The organism is Providencia sp. PROV080 (genome assembly GCF_033688105.1).
In the GTDB taxonomy this organism is placed as follows: Bacteria; Pseudomonadota; Gammaproteobacteria; order Enterobacterales; family Enterobacteriaceae; genus Providencia; species Providencia zhejiangensis.
Genome location: NZ_CP096346.1, coordinates 2014225 through 2030180, shown reverse-complemented (window position 1 = coordinate 2030180; position 15956 = coordinate 2014225). Strand labels below are relative to the sequence as shown.

General features: G+C 42.1%; 13 protein-coding genes. 4 read left to right on the top strand and 9 right to left on the bottom strand.

Annotated features, from left to right (window positions below):
* Genes plsX through yceD form a run of 3 tightly spaced genes read right to left on the bottom strand, consistent with a single transcriptional unit; the run spans position 1 to position 1778 of the window.
* Entirely contained in the window at positions 1 to 1047 is a 1047-nt protein-coding gene (plsX, locus tag M1F03_RS08830) for a phosphate acyltransferase PlsX (protein WP_154624449.1), read from the bottom strand.
* Between the two features lie 23 nt (positions 1048 to 1070).
* Positions 1071 to 1241, bottom strand: coding sequence for a 50S ribosomal protein L32 (gene rpmF / locus M1F03_RS08825; RefSeq protein WP_004253223.1), 171 nt, complete (start codon positions 1239 to 1241; stop codon positions 1071 to 1073).
* A 12-nt stretch (positions 1242 to 1253) separates the two neighbouring features.
* Positions 1254 to 1778 (bottom strand): 23S rRNA accumulation protein YceD, encoded by a 525-nt coding sequence (yceD, locus tag M1F03_RS08820; RefSeq protein ID WP_154624450.1) that lies wholly within the window; start codon positions 1776 to 1778, stop codon positions 1254 to 1256.
* A gap of 143 nt (positions 1779 to 1921) precedes the next feature.
* Here yceD and M1F03_RS08815 point away from each other — a divergent pair, with 143 nt between their 5' ends.
* Positions 1922 to 2506, top strand: coding sequence for a Maf family protein (locus M1F03_RS08815; protein ID WP_247047308.1), 585 nt, complete (start codon positions 1922 to 1924; stop codon positions 2504 to 2506).
* A gap of 59 nt (positions 2507 to 2565) precedes the next feature.
* Here M1F03_RS08815 and rluC read toward each other — a convergent pair whose 3' ends face one another.
* The gene (gene rluC / locus M1F03_RS08810) at positions 2566 to 3522 is read right to left on the bottom strand and encodes a 23S rRNA pseudouridine(955/2504/2580) synthase RluC (protein ID WP_154624452.1); all 957 of its coding nucleotides are present in this window, start codon (positions 3520 to 3522) and stop codon (positions 2566 to 2568) included.
* A gap of 543 nt (positions 3523 to 4065) precedes the next feature.
* Between rluC and rne the strand changes: the two genes are divergently transcribed.
* Together rne and M1F03_RS08800 are read left to right on the top strand one after the other, a co-directional pair.
* Positions 4066 to 7341: a ribonuclease E gene (rne, locus tag M1F03_RS08805; protein ID WP_251464045.1), complete on the top strand. Its 3276-nt coding sequence runs from the start codon at positions 4066 to 4068 to the stop codon at positions 7339 to 7341.
* 136 nt (positions 7342 to 7477) lie between these two features.
* The gene (locus M1F03_RS08800) at positions 7478 to 8104 is read left to right on the top strand and encodes an NAD(P)H-binding protein (protein WP_196713191.1); all 627 of its coding nucleotides are present in this window, start codon (positions 7478 to 7480) and stop codon (positions 8102 to 8104) included.
* A gap of 45 nt (positions 8105 to 8149) precedes the next feature.
* Here M1F03_RS08800 and tmaR read toward each other — a convergent pair whose 3' ends face one another.
* From tmaR to M1F03_RS08785, 3 genes are all read right to left on the bottom strand, one after another.
* Positions 8150 to 8482, bottom strand: a complete 333-nt coding sequence (gene tmaR, locus M1F03_RS08795; protein ID WP_154624455.1) for a PTS system regulator TmaR — start codon at positions 8480 to 8482, stop codon at positions 8150 to 8152.
* A gap of 288 nt (positions 8483 to 8770) precedes the next feature.
* Positions 8771 to 10039: an MFS transporter gene (locus tag M1F03_RS08790; RefSeq protein ID WP_251464044.1), complete on the bottom strand. Its 1269-nt coding sequence runs from the start codon at positions 10037 to 10039 to the stop codon at positions 8771 to 8773.
* 265 nt (positions 10040 to 10304) lie between these two features.
* Entirely contained in the window at positions 10305 to 10499 is a 195-nt protein-coding gene (locus M1F03_RS08785; RefSeq protein WP_272661276.1) for a hypothetical protein, read from the bottom strand.
* A 412-nt stretch (positions 10500 to 10911) separates the two neighbouring features.
* Between M1F03_RS08785 and sbcB the strand changes: the two genes are divergently transcribed.
* Positions 10912 to 12339, top strand: a complete 1428-nt coding sequence (sbcB, locus tag M1F03_RS08780; RefSeq protein WP_154624457.1) for an exodeoxyribonuclease I — start codon at positions 10912 to 10914, stop codon at positions 12337 to 12339.
* Between the two features lie 45 nt (positions 12340 to 12384).
* Here sbcB and dld read toward each other — a convergent pair whose 3' ends face one another.
* Together dld and M1F03_RS08770 are read right to left on the bottom strand one after the other, a co-directional pair.
* Positions 12385 to 14118 (bottom strand): D-lactate dehydrogenase, encoded by a 1734-nt coding sequence (dld, locus tag M1F03_RS08775; RefSeq protein WP_154624458.1) that lies wholly within the window; start codon positions 14116 to 14118, stop codon positions 12385 to 12387.
* A gap of 283 nt (positions 14119 to 14401) precedes the next feature.
* Positions 14402 to 15841 carry an IS1182 family transposase gene (locus M1F03_RS08770; protein ID WP_251464042.1) on the bottom strand — a complete coding sequence of 480 codons (1440 nt, stop codon included), beginning with the start codon at positions 15839 to 15841 and terminating at the stop codon, positions 14402 to 14404.
* Between the last annotated feature and the right edge of the window lie 115 nt (positions 15842 to 15956).

Below are 15956 nucleotides of genomic sequence, written 5' to 3'. Positions count from 1 at the left end.
TTATTGATCACTCCTGGGTAATACGATATTCAGTCGAGCTGCTATTCTGTCTGGAACTTGTCTGTCTACTGCTTGAACTGCACGTTCAATAGCCGCTTTAAATGCATTTTCATTTGCTGCGCCATGACTTTTAATGACAATTCCTTTTAATCCTAACAGAGTTGCACCATTATACTGGTCGGGGTTCAGCTCCCCAAAACGCTTCATAAGTCGTTTTTTAAGCCATTTTTTAGCCAATTGCATCAACCAGCTAGGTTTTTTATTCTTTTTGCTTTCTTCTGTTGATTTTAACAATGAAAGAATGACGCGGATCACCCCTTCCATTGTTTTTAGCGTGACGTTACCTGCGAAGCCGTCACAGACTAGTACATCCGTTTTGCCTGTTAGCAATTCATTGCCTTCAACATAACCGATATAATTTATTGCCGCAGTTTCTTTGAGGAGTGCGGCGGCTTCGCGGATATTATCCAACCCTTTGGTTTCTTCTTCACCGATGTTCAGCAGTGCCACTCTCGGTGAGACAATCTTAGCCACTTCTTCTGCAACCACTGACCCCATCACAGCGAATTGCACCAGCATTTCACTGTTACACGTGACGTTAGCCCCTAAATCCAGCACCACGGTTTGACCTTTTTGTTGATTCGGCAAAATTGTCATCAACGCAGGTCGCTCAATGCCTTCAATCGATTTCAACATCAGTTTCGCCAAGCCCATCAGCGCCCCAGTATTACCGGCACTCACGCACGCTTGTGCTTGCCCAGTCTTGACTAACTCTAACGCCGTTCGCATCGATGTTCCTTTGCTTTGTCTTATTGCCGTAGAGGGTTTAGCATCATTAGCAATCACGTTTTCAGCAGGAATAATTTCGACACGAGAAGTCAGCTCGACACTTTGTTGTGCAAGCAAAGGTTGAATGGCGTCAGGTTGACCGACTAGCAGTAATTTGAGTGATGGATTAGATGCCAGAGCCTGCAATGCAGCAGGCACTGTGACGCGGGGACCAACATCCCCGCCCATAGCATCTAACGCAATGGTTAGATTAGCCAAAGTATCAACGTGTAAATCAGAAACTACTTGTTGATAACCTTACGGCCACGGTAATAACCGTCTGCTGTCACATGGTGACGCAGGTGGGTTTCACCTGAAGTTTTGTCTACAGAAACTAGGGTAGCAGTCAGTGCATCATGTGAACGACGCATACCGCGTTTTGAACGAGTTGGTTTATTCTGTTGTACGGCCATTGACCTTACTCCTTAAGTACTTTTCTTTAAACTGGCTAATACGGCAAATGGGTTTGGTTTTTCCGCCTCTGGAGGTAGTTCACCAAAAACCATGTCCGCTTCGGACACTTCACAGTGTTCAGAATCATGAACCGGAACCACTGGTAAGGAAAGAATTATTTCATCTTCTATCATTCCCAGCAAATCTATTTCACCAAATTCATCAATTTGAATTGGTTCGTAGGCTTCCGGTAATGCTTCGGCCTTTTCGTCATTGACGACAGGACTAAAACAATACGATACGTAAACATGATGCTTGAAATCTTTTCTGCAACGCTGGCATTGTAGGGTGACATCCACATCAGAATGCCCCTCTATGACCGTCAGACGCTGATTATCAATTTTAAATGATAATTCGCTCTCAACATCACTGTCTACACTGACTACTGATTCAGCAATACGTGTTACCTGCTCAGGCGTGTAACTCCCGACATAGTCGAGGTTTTTTTGAGCTGCACGCTGCGCATCGATAGTCAGGGGTAATTTTACCTTTTGCATAAGGCGCGCATATTAACTTTGTAATGAGCTATAGTCAAAGAAAAAGGCGGACAAAACTCGCCTTTTCACCAAAAAATCGCCTGTTAAGCGCCGGATAGTTTAAAATGAGTTCACCCTTTTGGCTATGAGTTTCGAGAAAAAATATGAAATCGATTATTTTAGCATCAACCTCACCCTATCGGCAGCAGTTGCTAAAGAAGCTAGGTGTGCCCTTTTTAGCCGTTGCGCCCAATGTGGATGAAACCCCGATATTAAATGAATCCGCTGAAGCATTAGTGACTCGTCTCGCCCACGCAAAAGCCCATGCCATTAGCGAACAGCATCAACAACATTTAATCATTGGTTCGGATCAGGTTTGCGTCATTAATGGGAAAATTGTCGGTAAACCACTCAATTACGACAATGCGTTTAAACAGTTGAAGCAAGCCTCAGCAAGCAAGGTGACATTTTATACTGGGCTGTGCTTATTAGACTCCGCAACAGGCAGTTATAATGTGCAATGTGAATTATTTAATGTCTATTTTCGCGCTTTAAGTGATCACGAAATCGACACTTACTTACGCAAAGAAGAACCTTATCAATGTGCAGGAAGTTTTAAATCGGAAGGACTTGGTATCGCTTTGTTTGACAAGTTAGAAGGACGCGATCCAAACACATTAATTGGTTTACCGCTAATCCTATTACTGGACATGCTACGCCACCACGGATTTAATCCGTTAAGCGATTAAAAAGAGGCTAGAGAGGTCGGCAGGAACCCTACCGACCTCTTATTAGCAATCTCACGATATTAATGTTGTTTTTGTGCGCGTAGAGCCTTCAAGCACTGATTCAATTCGTCATCAAGTGGCGCTTGTAAGCGCATCTCTTCGCCACTTTTAGGGTGTATAAATTTCAGCGAACTGGCATGTAAAAATAATCTTTTTAACCCTGTACCGGCTAATTGGCTATCGAATTGTTTATCCCCATAACGGTTATCAAATGCAATCGGATGCCCTGCATGCAGCGTATGGACGCGAATTTGATGCGTACGCCCCGTAACCGGACTGGCTTTGACTAACGTGGCTTGTGCAAAACGCTCTTCAACTTTAAAACGCGTTTCTGAAGGTTTTCCCTCAGGACTTACTCGAACAACGCGCTCACCACTTTGTAAAATATTTTTCAGTAATGGCGCTTGAATCACTTTAGTATGGGATTGCCACTGCCCGCGTACTAACGCCAGATAATCTTTTTGCATCTGTTTAAGACGTAATTGCTCATGCAACGCCCTCAGTGCTGAGCGTTTCTTCGCCACTAATAATATCCCTGACGTATCGCGATCAAGACGATGCACCAATTCCAAAAAACGAGCTTCTGGACGTAATGCTCTCAATCCTTCAATGACCCCAAAACTAAGCCCACTTCCGCCATGCACTGCCGTACCAGAAGGCTTGTTAATCACTAATATTGCGTCGTCCTCATACAGGATACAATCAGCCAAAGCGGAGACTTTATCCAGTTTTGCCGAAACGGGCGCTGCTTCGCGCTCTGCAACCCTGACTGGCGGAACACGAACTTGATCACCTGCGGCAAGCTTATACTCAGGTTTGATGCGCCCCTTATTCACCCGCACTTCTCCCTTACGGATAATGCGATAAATCATACTTTTAGGCACACCCTTTAATTTTGCGAGCAGAAAATTGTCGATTCGTTGTCCGGCTTCGTCATCGCCAATATCGATAAACTGAACTTGATTTTGTGTTTTCATTCAAAAATATGTTAACTCTGGTTGATTAAATTACGACCTTATTTGCAGGATATATCATACCGACTCCGTAAATTTTTTTATCATTTTTTTTTAATTGGTCAAAGAATAGCTTGTTAGTCATATTTCTAAATAAAATTTTCATATAACTCATGTCTCGACTTGCTATAATGAGGTCGGCAATGGAATAATATGCAATTGCCACCATGTTCGATAAAACGATAATTGGCATAAGATACAAATTTACTATTTGATTGAGTACAAGTGCAGCAATGGCGTAAGACGCTTCGCGAAATCAAATAATTAGCGAGCAACGATTATTAGCTTTTTGGGTTAGGAACTTCCGTTAATACAATTATGACGGCTTCCTGATTAAGAACGCTGAATTTTTAATCTAAAAATCAGGTTCACCGAATACTGCGCGTCTCTATACGAACGACTGCCGGGAGGCAGGCGGTTTTGTAAAAATCACGAGGCCATCGGTTTACAATAGCTCCCTTTTTCGCTGCTCTATTATTGAAAGAAAAATAATGAGTAAGTAACAATATGAAAAGAATGCTAATAAACGCGACTCAACAGGAAGAGTTGCGTGTTGCCCTTGTTGACGGGCAACGACTCTATGATTTGGATATCGAAAGTCCAGGTCATGAGCAAAAAAAGGCAAATATTTACAAAGGTAAAATCACTCGTATTGAACCTAGTCTAGAAGCTGCTTTTGTTGATTACGGTGCTGAAAGACACGGTTTCCTTCCCATCAAAGAGATCGCTCGCGAATACTTCCCAAGCAACTATCACTCCCAAGGTCGCCCTAATATTAAAGATGTTCTCAAGGAAGGCCAAGAAGTGATCGTTCAAGTTGATAAAGAAGAGCGTGGCAACAAAGGCGCCGCACTCACTACCTTTATTAGCCTAGCTGGAAGCTACTTGGTTTTAATGCCAAATAACCCACGTGCCGGCGGTATTTCTCGTCGTATTGAAGGTGAAGATCGTACGGAATTAAAAGAAGCGTTGTCTTCGCTCGAAATTCCAGATGGTATGGGTTTGATTGTCCGTACCGCAGGTGTTGGCAAATCAGCAGAGTCTTTACAACAGGATTTGTTGTATCGTCTACGTCACTGGGAAGCCATCAAAAAAGCGGCTGAAAACCGTCCGGCTCCTTTCTTAATCCACCAAGAAAGTAATGTGATTGTACGAGCATTCCGTGATTATCTGCGTCCTGATATTGGTGAAATCCTGATTGATAATCCAAAAGTTGTCGAGATGGCGCGTAACCATATTGAAGCCATTGGCCGTGGCGATTTTGCCAGCAAAATCAAATATTATAGCGGTGATGTTCCGCTGTTTAGCCACTACCAGATCGAATCACAAATCGAATCTGCGTTCCAACGTGAAGTTCGTCTTCCTTCAGGGGGCGCTTTGGTTATTGATACCACAGAGGCTCTCACCGCTATTGATATTAACTCCTCACGCTCTACTCGTGGCGGTGATATCGAAGAAACTGCATTTAATACTAACCTTGAAGCGGCAGATGAAATTGCACGTCAATTACGCCTCCGTGACCTTGGTGGTCTCATTGTTATTGACTTTATCGACATGACGCCAGTTAGGCATCAACGTGAAGTCGAAAACCGTTTACGTGAAGCTGTTCGTCAAGATCGTGCGCGTATTCAAATCGCACGTATTTCACGTTTCGGCCTATTAGAAATGTCCCGTCAGCGTTTAAGCCCATCTTTGGGTGAATCTAGCCACCATGTCTGCCCTCGTTGTTCGGGAACCGGAACCATTCGTGATAATGAGTCTTTATCGCTATCTGTACTTCGTTTAATTGAAGAAGAAGCACTGAAAGAAAATACTCATGAAGTTCATGCGATTGTCCCTGTACAAATCGCTTCTTATCTACTCAACGAAAAACGTAAAGCCGTAAGTGAAATTGAGACTCGTCAGCGAAATGTTCGTGTGGTTATCGTACCAAACGACCAAATGCAGACCCCTCACTTCCACGTGATCCGTATTCGTAAAGGTGAAGAAGTTAACACTCTGAGTTACAACCTTGCGCAATACCACGAAACCGAAACATTAAATGGTACAGAAGACGCTGCTGCTGAACGCAAAATGCCTGAGCAGCCGGCTATTTCTGCATTTGCTTTACAAGAACCTGTAGAGCAAACAGCAGTGGCTAAGCCAAAAGAGAGCAAAACACGTCCTGAGCCAACAAAACAAACGGCTAAAGCCGATGCTCAACCGGGTTTATTCAGCAAACTCGCTGCGTTCTTTAAAAAGTTATTCGGTGAAGAAGAGAAAGTTGCCGAAAAACCTGTCGAGAAAAACCGTCAGAACTCGGGTAACGATAAACGTCGTCATAATGAACGCCGCAACAATCGCCGTAATAATCGCCGTGATCGTGATGAAAACAGCGATAACCGCGAAAATCGTTCTAACCGTAATGCTCAAGCAGACGATAATAACAATCGTAAAGGCCGTAACAATAAAAATTCCGGTCAACAAGAAGAGCAAACTGTTGATAATGCTAGCCGCGAAGCTCAACAACAACAGCGTCGTGAGCAACGTGCTGAACGTCGTCGTCGTCAAGATGAGAAACGCCAACAACAGGCCGCTAAAGCTCAACAAGATGCGACTCAAGATACCGATACCACCGCTACTGAGAAAGAAGAAGCTCAACCGCGCCCAGTCACACCGCGCCGTCAGCGTCGTCAGTTAACTCAGAAGGTACGTATCACTGATACCGTAGACATTGTTGAACAAAACGAAGATCCGACCAAGGCTGAAGTCGTTACCCAAAACAGTGCTAAAACGGTTGCAGCATTACCGGCACCAGTACACATCGCTGAGCAAGATATCGAACTTGTTGACGTTAACGAGGAGCATTCACAAGATAACCAAGGCAATGAGGAAGAGAAGCAAGACACGATCATTCCTCGTCGCTCACGTCGTTCACCACGTCACTTGCGTGTCAGTGGTCAACGTCGCCGTCGTTATCGTGATGAGCGCCATTTAACTAAATCACCAATGCCGCTGTTCGCCGCTGTTGCTTCTCCTGAGCTGGCTTCAGGTAAAGTGTGTATCAGTTACCCGCTTGTTCAACCACAGCAAGAATCCATGGCGATCATCACCAATGAAGAAATGCTTGAACAACAAGGTGTTTTAGCCGTAGCAACGGTTGAGGCAGCGGAAGCGATTTCTTCTTCAGCGACTCAATCCTCGCAAGAAGTTACTGAGGCCGTCACTGTTGAGCAAACGCAAAAAACAGACGTCGAAGAAGCTGAGATTGTTGCTGAATCAACCGATTCACAAGTCATGACGCTTGAACCTGCAAGTGCTCCGCAAGCGGAACCGGTTATCGCTGTACATACCGAACAGCCTGCTCTGTCAGCTCAAGAAACTGTTCAATCACAAATCGTGAGTGATGAAAAACAACCTGCGGTTGAATCTACGACTATTGTAGAAGAAGTGATTGAAAATACCGTTATTGAACAAGCTCAACCTGTTGCGGATACAGAAGAAACACGGGTCATACAACCACAGTCTATGGCTGTTGAGGTTGAACAAGTTTCAACTGAAGCCGTGGAAGCACCTGTTATCGCAGAAAAAGTATCAAAACCTGCTGTGATAGTCACTAACAAGGCTATCCGCCACGCAACCTCGCCAATGATGAAAGCGCCTGCGCCTGAAGTCGTTGATTCTTCATTCGAGATTAAAGTTTACCAACGTGAAGCATCAACTTTTGTTGGTAAAGGTGCTGGTGGCCACGTGGCGACTAACCACGCAACGTCTGGAATGGCAAAACCCGCAAGTTTTGAATAACCCTTCTCTTTACGACAAAAAGCCCTGCTAATTGCAGGGCTTTTTTTATTTGTAGATAAATATTAATGCATTGTTAATAATACCAACCTAAACCATCACATTCCTATTTAATGAATATTACCGCAAGGAAAATGACATGGCTCATTGGGTAATTTTTGGTGCGACAAAAGGTATTGGTCTGTTATTAGCAAAATGGGGCGTTGCTCAGGGTCACCGCGTTTCCGTCTTAGTTCGTCATCAAGTAGATGCTGAAACATTAGCAGCAGCAGGCATGCAAGCCTTTATTGGTGATGCCACTGATATCGCCTCTTTAGAGTCTCTTTTCGCTGACACAACAACCGATAGCATTATTTTTACTACGATAGGCGGTGGCCAAGCCGATTTTTACGGTAACTACAATATCATCCGCAAGGCAGAACAATCTCAGATAAGTCGTTTATTACTTGTCACGTCAATCGGTTGTGGTGACAGTTGGTCAACCTTATCCCCTAGAGCAAAATCACTTTTTGGTCAGTCAGTTCGCCAAAAAACCATGGCTGAATCTTATTTGCAAACAAGTGAGATAAACTACACTATCTTAAGACCGGGTGGCTTAATGAATACAGCAGCGACTTATAACGCCAAGCTAGTCAAAGGCGAAGCTCATGGTGTTGTCAGTCGAGAAGATGTGGCGATGTTACTCGCAAATCTTGTGGATGATAAACATAGCTACCAGCAAGTATATGCGGTTATTGACCCCGATTTGCAGCCGAATTGGCGCTAAGGCCAATATCAAATGAGCCGAGTTAAACTCGGCTCTCATACGGTATTATTTGACGTCTTTTTTATTCAGCTCGCCCATCTCTTTGAGTTTATTCGAGATCTCACGGCGTTCTTTAGAAAGCTCTGCGTTTTTAATAATATAGTCGTCAACGCGGTCATCGTAGTCACTGCGCATATTCGCAATAATGGCTTGAATTTCCTCAATCGTCATACCTGGCTTAATATAGTCACTCAGGTTATCAAGCAATAAAACACGTTTTTGGTTATCACGAATTTTCTTTTCATTATCCGTAATTTCACGGCGAATTTTATTTTTACGACGATACATACGCACAAATTCCAACACATTTTGGAAAGACGGCTTGCTAGCGTTGTCCATGTTTAAAAACCCTCTGTTAGAAAAACAAAACGCATTTATTTCTATACCCTAAATAATTCGAGTGATATGTCAGCAACACATAAGGCTATTCGATGAACATCGATCATATTCGCTATTCCAACCCACTGGATATTGCTAGCTAACATACAACTAAAACTACGATAGATATAACACAATACCTTCTAACAGCCTTATGTGACAACCCTATTTCACATATTCATTGATATAAAAACAGAGAAAATGGCATTTTTACTCAATGAATGCTATCAATAGGCTGAATTGTTTCAGTTAAACCTTTTGCGTTAATGTTTCCGAATGGTTTTCTTGTAAATTGACAGTTTGCTCAACAGGCTCCATTTTGTCGCTACGTAAACAGAAGACAGACAATATGGTTGTCATTACCACAAAGCCACCCATGATTAAGTAAGTCTCCGCAAAACCAATTTTATCATAGCCCCACCCGGCTAATGGCGACAGAATACTGGCAACAATTGAGGTGATACAACTAAATCCAACTAAATATAGGGTAGAAGATAGACGTTTATCAAAATGGCGGCTGTTATATTTAAAAATGGCGATCAATAATATCGGTAACTCAACAGCATGTAGGAGTTTCATAATAGAAATCATAAGCGGGCCGTCAACGAGTCCGGAACCAATGATTCTTAACGCCATGACACTACTCGCAAACAACAAACCATTTTTAGCACCTATACGATTAACAATATATGGCGCAAGAAACATTCCCCCAGCCTCTAAGAAAACCTGTAATGAATTCAGGTAGCCATACATTTCATTACCGGTTTTTTCGTCTTGGAACTGATGCGCAAAATAAACCATAAATTGCTGATCATAAACACTATAAATACAAGTACCCAGCACAAATAGAATCAGCGCCCAAAACCGTGGAAGGACAAATAATTGCAAGGCATCGTTGATGGTAATATTTGAAGGCTTACCATGTTCTAAATCGTTAAATGCATTGGCTTTTGCGGTTTTTAGCCTTAAAAGAATAACGAAGAAACATCCACCGGAAACCATGGCCATAATAAAATTATAGTTAGGATCGATATTAATATTGCGCCCAGCAAAAAATGTGGCAACAGCCCATCCTAATGACCCCCACATCCTTGCTTTGCCATACTCAAAATCGCGTAGTCGGCTGATACGCTCAGTATAAGACTCGAGTACGCCAATCCCTGCATGAAAAGTCATACCAATAAATAACCCACCAATCAAACTGCCAACGACCACATTCCATTGTAGTAATTGACCAAATACCATAAAAAATGGTCCAGATGATATTAATAATACGGCAATGAATAGCAGTAAATTTTTGCGTAAGCCGAGTTTATCTTGTAAGAAGCCATAAAGAGGTTGGGCACAAAGTGCAACTATTGAAATACAAGAAAAAATTATTCCTGTATCCGTGCCTTCTAAACCCACATATTTTCGAAGCCAAATAGCAACAACAGAAAATGTGGATGACCAAGTAAAGAAGAAAAAAAACAGCAGCGCACTCAATGAAGCATAATATTTTTTCGATTCACTATTCATTAAAATTTTGCCTACACGTTCCCTTAATTAACTAAAATGTTAAGGTTAACATTCTTAATAGACTACTGATTCACCGTTATATTGTGATGTTAAGCACAAAATGTTAACGTTAACAATTATGTTTTGTGAAATAGATCACTAAAACTAGCTGAATGACTTACACCTAACGGTGGCATTGCTTTTATTATGGTTCCGATATGTTAGAGAATATCAAGGAAAACGCAGGCGATACTATCCCTAGCCCTCATTTGAGGGCTCGTGTTATCTAGATTTGGCTATTAAGGTAGTTGACGGCATCATCAAGGATACTTTTGCGAGCCGGGTTATCTTCTTCTTTTGCATCATTTTTCAATTTATCTACGATACCCTGTTTAGTCACTCCATCGCTAGCCAGCAGCCTCAATGTGACTCGACCTATTTCAGCTAAAATTAAGCGCGTTCTTTCATCATATGTATTCATCATACGTTCCTTTTTTGTCTATGACCTTAAAAATAATAGATCAAAAAAACCGCATTTACGCATATTTTTACGCTGATTTACCGACTTTTTAAATTTCCAAAAACAAATTTTTATTATTAATTGCATTTAAAATCAAAAAGATAAATAAAAATAAAGCGTCGATAACTGAGATATAAATTAAAAGTTAATACAGTGATTAACATTCTCTGATTTGCAGAGCCGACGATAGCTTAGGTTCAGGTTTTGTCACGTATCAGGTATGATAGGCCATAAAATATTTGTGTAGTGTGAAGTTACAGTGTTCCTTCTGAGCAGTATTGTGACATACCGCTTTTAGCGTATATTTTCTGTAGATAGCCATCACAAATTATTTTCATCGCTAAAATAGCACTAAGGCTAACGGAGAATCACGTTGCAAGATACTAAAAAACAGCCTACATTTTTTATTCATGACTATGAAACCTTTGGCAAGCACCCTGCACTTGATCGCCCAGCACAATTTGCGGGTGTAAGAACAGATCTCGATTTCAACATCATTGATGAGCCAGAAGTCTTCTATTGCGCCCCATCAGATGATTATCTCCCCCAACCTGAAGCCGTGATGATCACAGGTATTACTCCGCAAATAGCATTAGCCCAAGGGGTTAATGAAGCTGAATTTGCGAAACGTATTCATCATCAATTTAGCCAGCCGAACACCTGTATCATGGGCTACAACAATATTCGTTTTGACGATGAAGTCACTCGTCATATTTTTTATCGTAATTTTTACGACCCTTACGCCTATAGCTGGCAACAAAATAACTCACGCTGGGATTTATTGGATACATTACGTGCTTGCTTCGCACTTCGTCCAGAAGGCATTAATTGGCCTGAAAATGAGGATGGACTGCCGAGTATGCGTCTTGAACACCTTACTAAAGCTAATGGCGTTGCCCATGAAAATGCTCATGATGCTATGTCTGACGTTCTAGCAACAATCAATATGGCTAAGCGACTCAAAGCAGCGCAACCGAGAATGTTTGATTATTTCTATCAATTGAGAAATAAAAACAAAGTTAGCCAATTAATTGATATTGTCGAAATGACTCCATTAGTGCATGTTTCCGGTATGTTTGGCGCATTACGTTCTTATGTTAGCCTTGTCGCACCGCTAGCATGGCACCCTGATAATCGTAATGCGGTTATTATGTGTGATTTATCCGCTGATATTTCACCCCTCATCAATTTAACTGTCGATCAGCTTCGTGAACGCCTGTATACGCCAAAAAGTGAATTAGGTGATGCATTACCCGTGCCGATAAAGCTAGTGCATATCAATAAGTGCCCAATACTTGCTCCCGCTAAAACGTTGCGTAACGAAGATGCCGAGCGAACAGGCATTGATCGTGACATCTGTTTCCGTAACTTAGAAATTTTACGCAAACATCCTGACATCCGTAATAAGGTCATTGAAATTTTTGCTCAAGCTCAACCATTCGATGAACCTGACGATGTCGATGCTAAGCTTTATAGTGGTTTCTTTAGTAGTGCTGACCGCGCTACCATGGAAATTATTCGAAAAACATCGCCACAAAACCTACCAGCCCTTGATCTAACCTTTGAAGATCCACGGATGAAAGCGTTATTCTTTCGCTATAAAGCACGTAATTATCCAAGCATTCTCTCATATGAAGAGCAACAACGCTGGTTGCAGCACCGCAGGGAGTACTTTACCGAAAGCCGGTTAATGGAATACATGCAATCCATTGAATTATTGATGGTAGAACACCAAGAGGATGTTGAACGCTGTAAGCAATTAAAAGCGCTCGTCAATTACGCCGCTGATTTAGCAAGCTAATAATAGTTGGGCAGGTTACCTGCCCAACTAATCAATAACGCTCAGTTAGTGGTCATGTGGGCAGCCACAATCCCCTTCCCAATGTTTGCGTTTCGTGGTCTTACCTAAACCAGGATTCATGGTATTAGTCGGATCCGCTTGTTTATAAAATGATTTCAGCTGAGGCTGAGCTTTATATAAATGACCGACATTATGCTCAGCTGGATATTGCGCCCCGCGCTCATCTAACAAGGCCAACATTTTTTCTTTTAACTCTTTAGGGTCAACCCCTTTTTTCAATACATAATCTTGGTGCATGACATGACACATAAAGTGGCCACAGTACAGTTTATGCACTAACAATTTCTCAATTTCTGGTGGTAATTTTTCAAACCAATCACGATCATTTCGACGTAAAGCAATATCCAATGGTAATACATCTTCTACGTCTTTATTATGAACCGCATGGTAACGCACAGCAGAGCCAGCCGCAGCAAAACGATGTAAAAACGCTTTTGCTCCTTCTTCTGCCGTACATTCGAAATAATCGCCATCCGCCGTTGCAAAGAATGATTTTAGCCACACCTTCGCTTCTTCAATCCCGTCGCCTGCCATTTTCAGCATTAAATGGTGCTCATATTTATCGCGGAATTGTTTCATACGAGGTGGTAAATGAGATGGCCATAGCTTGCTTAGCGCTTGCATTGTACGGTCTACCAGATTGGATGGTAACAATGGCACTTTATTCAAGACCGCATCAATGCGCCCTTTGATGGTAAAAAAGAGCGGCATTTTATCTGTACCAAACTTATCTATCATCAAGAAAGTATCTTTACCGTAAACTTCGGCAATATCAAAGCAGCCACGGTGCATATATTCACCCGCAACAGGCAAGTTTTTAAATTCACTCAAAATATGGCGTCGAATATCTTCGAGTACGTCTGGGTTATTGGAGCCAATATAAAATACCTGTGTTGAGGTATCCGCGGGGAAAGTATCAAGACGCACAGCAAAAACAGCTAATTTACCGGCACAACCCGACGCTTCAAATAAACGTCGTTCATCCGCATTAAATCGTGATGGTGTATCCGCATCAACATCACGCACTCGTTCTGCATATTCGTGATCTGAAGCCAGTTTTTCACTCAGTTCGATATCTTCTGTGCGGTAACGTCGATTTTGCAAATTCGTTAATATTTCTTCTGGTGTCTCACCTAAATGAATACCTAGATGATTAATTAATTCAACATTACCTTCCTCGTTGACACGAGCATACAGCGCTAACTCGGTATAGGCTGGCCCCCGACGTACTAATGAACCTCCGGAGCTATTACAAATCCCTCCAACAACAGAAGCACCAATACAGGATGACCCAATCAGTGAATGTGGCTCACGACCTAATGGTTTTAATAATTTCTCAAGGTCATATAACGTACTTCCAGGCATAGCAACGACTTGGTTAAACTCAGGTAATACTTGAATCTGATTTAATTTTAGTGTGCTGATAATGACAATATCACGGTCATAATCGTAACCGCTGGGGGTTGAACCTTCGGTCAAGCCTGTATTAGCTGCTTGCATAATGACAATTTTGTCAGCTTCAACACAGGCTTTGAAGACATACCATTGTTCTAATAAGGTTGTCGGAAAGACGACTGCAATAGCATCACCGAAACCCGAGCGAAAACCTTTACGATAACGTTCCGTTTTGTGCGGTTCAGTCAGGATATTTTTTTTACCTACAATATTTTTCAATGTAAGCAATAATCGTTGATTTTCAGGGCTGTTTACTGCATTCATTTCTACGCCTTCTTGTCAGGATGATTATCAATAAATTGTGAATAGCTTGTCATGTTATAGTGATCTACTCACCATACCACATTATGAAAAGTTTTAGTTTGGGATATTAATGCAGTTTTACGATTAGTTGTTGAATAAATTTGCGGGAAAGACAGATAAGTGCATTGATTTATACATAAAAAAACAGCGCTTAAAAGCGCTGTTTCAGATTGATGACGAACCCCATGTTTTTAGCATGGGGTTTATTGTTTGAGCGACCGAAGGTCGCGATCGCGATATTTTTCTAAAATCCCATCGACGATATTTGTCGTGCCCTATATTTCGTTCTATATAAGGCTAATTGACCTTTAACCTGCCCCAAAATATAAAAAAGAAGCGCCAGTAGCGCCATTTTCTTCATATTTTGTGCTACCGCCGCTAATAAGCACTGCATTTGCACCTTATTTAACCCACGGAACCGCGCATAGCGATGACCATGATGTTGTTTCGCATCGGCAAAGCTTCTTTCTACGGTCTCTTTTCGCCTTGCATACACTTTTTTCCCCCATTTACTCAGCCTTAACGCATTCGACCATTCCTTTGCCTCTTCCCAGACATGTCGGGTTACCGTTTTTTCTGCTTTCTGATTTTGGGTACAAGATGAACGATTTTCACAGTATTGGCACTGCTGACGGTTTGATTTGTAATGCTTATAACCATTTCGGTCGGTTGTACTGTAAGTGAGAAGTTCTCCCGCGGGACACACATACACATCTCGCTCTGCATCATAGTGGAAGTGTTTTTTTTGATATGCATTTTGCCCTTTATTGGGACGCCGATAACCCGGAACAAGCGCGATACACATTTCTTTCGCAAGATGACACACAGGTGCAGTGAAGTAACCCGCATCGACACCCGCGGCTACCGTATTGAGATTAAAACGGCTAATTTGGCGTTGTAAACGGCCAATATAAGGTTGGCTATCGTGCACATTACCTGCGGTGACGTGCGTATCCATAATGATACCGTGTTTTCCATCAACAGTACGATGGTCAAGATAAAAGAAGCCTTTGGGTTTATTGTCCCGATGCATAAAACCACTTTCAGGGTCAGTGGTACTCACTTTAGTGTTTTTGACGGCGCTGTTTTCGTTGGATTTTTTTGCGTCGGGTAACGGCTTTTTTGCGTGATTTTTCCGGTCTCTTTCGACAGCCATATTGAGTTGTTCAATATATTCACTTGGCGCAATGGGGCGTTCTTCATTAATGGCTTTGCGTGGGTTCGCGTTAGCTTTCAAGTGGGTACTGTCGGTATAAAGGACTCGCCCATTCGCCATCCCCTCATTAATGGCGTGTTCAACGACATGGTCAAATATCTGTTGGAAAATATCACTGTCATTAAATCGACGAATACGATTTTGACTCAATGTTGAAGCATCGGGCACTTTCTCCGTCAACCCCATGCGTAAAAACCAACGATACGCCATATTGACTTGGATTTCTTTAACGAGTTTACGCTCTGATGGGATCCCAAACAGATAGCCTAACAACATCATTTTAATGAGACGAACAGGGTCAATCGCAGGTCGCCCGTTATTAGGACAATAAAGATGAGCAACGGCATCGCGAATGAATTCGAAGTCCATAATAGCATCAACTTTACGAACAAGGTGGTCTTCAGGAACGAGCTCATCAAGGGTGATGGTTTCGAACTGATATTGTTGAGGAGAAGGCGCTTTTAGCATATCGGTTAGCTCATTATTTATACTAACCTCATTAGATCAAAGTCCTAACTAAAAAGCTAGGACTTTGTCAGCAGTCTGAAACAGCGCTTAAAAGCGCTGTTTTTTATTCTATTGA

What these genes read in the sequence shown, in the direction of transcription:
- tmaR (WP_154624455.1), bottom strand. Translation starts at nt 8,482, where the DNA reads ATGGACAACGCTAGCAAGCCGTCTTTCCAAAATGTGTTGGAATTTGTG.
- rpmF (WP_004253223.1), bottom strand. Translation starts at nt 1,241, where the DNA reads ATGGCCGTACAACAGAATAAACCAACTCGTTCAAAACGCGGTATGCGT.
- dld (WP_154624458.1), bottom strand. Translation starts at nt 14,118, where the DNA reads ATGAATGCAGTAAACAGCCCTGAAAATCAACGATTATTGCTTACATTG.
- rluC (WP_154624452.1), bottom strand. Translation starts at nt 3,522, where the DNA reads ATGAAAACACAAAATCAAGTTCAGTTTATCGATATTGGCGATGACGAA.
- M1F03_RS08815 (WP_247047308.1), top strand. Translation starts at nt 1,922, where the DNA reads ATGAAATCGATTATTTTAGCATCAACCTCACCCTATCGGCAGCAGTTG.
- yceD (WP_154624450.1), bottom strand. Translation starts at nt 1,778, where the DNA reads ATGCAAAAGGTAAAATTACCCCTGACTATCGATGCGCAGCGTGCAGCT.
- M1F03_RS08785 (WP_272661276.1), bottom strand. Translation starts at nt 10,499, where the DNA reads ATGAATACATATGATGAAAGAACGCGCTTAATTTTAGCTGAAATAGGT.
- M1F03_RS08800 (WP_196713191.1), top strand. Translation starts at nt 7,478, where the DNA reads ATGGCTCATTGGGTAATTTTTGGTGCGACAAAAGGTATTGGTCTGTTA.
- M1F03_RS08790 (WP_251464044.1), bottom strand. Translation starts at nt 10,039, where the DNA reads ATGAATAGTGAATCGAAAAAATATTATGCTTCATTGAGTGCGCTGCTG.
- rne (WP_251464045.1), top strand. Translation starts at nt 4,066, where the DNA reads ATGAAAAGAATGCTAATAAACGCGACTCAACAGGAAGAGTTGCGTGTT.
- M1F03_RS08770 (WP_251464042.1), bottom strand. Translation starts at nt 15,841, where the DNA reads ATGCTAAAAGCGCCTTCTCCTCAACAATATCAGTTCGAAACCATCACC.